Source organism: Sphingomonas sp. 1F27F7B (assembly GCF_005503355.1).
GTDB lineage: Bacteria > Pseudomonadota > Alphaproteobacteria > Sphingomonadales > Sphingomonadaceae > Sphingomonas.
On the sequence record NZ_SCMK01000057.1, the window covers coordinates 1 to 1,109 of the forward strand.

General features: G+C 52.9%; 2 protein-coding genes. Both read right to left on the reverse strand.

The window, feature by feature from the left end:
• Positions 1-157: 157 nt before the first annotated feature.
• A complete protein-coding gene (locus FFS08_RS23340; protein ID WP_137865142.1) occupies positions 158-931 on the reverse strand; it encodes a hypothetical protein in 774 nt (257 codons plus the stop codon).
• Positions 924-1,109 (reverse strand): hypothetical protein (locus FFS08_RS23915; RefSeq protein ID WP_212742074.1); only part of this gene is annotated, 186 nt, incomplete at its 5' end. The genes FFS08_RS23915 and FFS08_RS23340, both read right to left, overlap by 8 nt.

Genomic DNA, 1,109 nt, shown 5'->3' on the forward strand with positions numbered 1-1,109 from the left:
GGCGCGAGCCGCGCCATTTGCTCGTCCGTCAGCCAGTACAGGTTGCTCACAGTCAGTCTCCTTGCGGAGCCTGAATCAGATCGCACCTCTCACATCAATGGGTCCTGACCCTAAGAAGTGCATGGTGGCCTGGCGGCGGACGGAGCAGCAGTTCGCATCAGTGAACAGCGGCTTCCCAGAGCCGCCTAGCTTTTTGCAGCGCCGTCATCACAAATCTCGACGTCGCCTCAAAAGCAAACACCGGTTCAGGCTGGAAATCTGTTTTCGACACGGCAAGCGTAACTTTTACAATAGCCTGAATATACACATCTATAGAATCGCCCTTGTGAAAGATGAATTCATCGTTCACCTCAAAATAATCTTCTGGAATGTTGACAACCACTTGTTGCGTTGAACCTTGCGGCGTCCACGCAATTGCGAGCGCATTCGCCTTGGTAGGCACCAATTCCCAGTGCTTCCCGCTGAGCGAGACTTCTTTTACGACATCAATATGAGGCAAGCTTACCGCTGGCGCGGCGAACGTCTCTTCAATCAACGTCAGCCAAGCTTGCGGCAAGCCCGCTTTATCCAGGGTCTTGAGCTTGCTGGTAATTGCAGGGCGAACCGCTCCCGGGAGTTTGGAATCTGGAATTGGTTCAATCGCCCATGGCCAACCAATCTGTGTGCCGCGCTTAACGCTCGTCTGTCTTGCGGCCACTCCAATGATGTTATCCAGGGCTTGAAACAGGGCATTTGCCGCTTCGCCAGCGATAGGTTTCAATTCGACCAGGAGGTTACGATTGAAGCGAAGCGAATATTCAAAAACCCCTTCGCTGGGCTGACTGCGGTGAATAGTCCAAATCTGCTGCGCATTGGCCAATTGCCGATATTCAGCGATGTGCTTCTGAGCTCGATCATACCATGCCTGAGCGTCAGCGAAGGGATCAACCATTCCCGTGACCTTTAAAAGGAGAACCGCAGCTCTGCGGATGTATAGATTCATTGATGGTAACGCGAGGTGACGTGCGCCCCTGGAATGTGACCGATTTTGAGTAGAGTCCGACGCAAAGGAGTCGGACGAGAATGAAGCGCAGCAGGTTCAGCGAAGAGCAGATCATCGCGATCTTGAA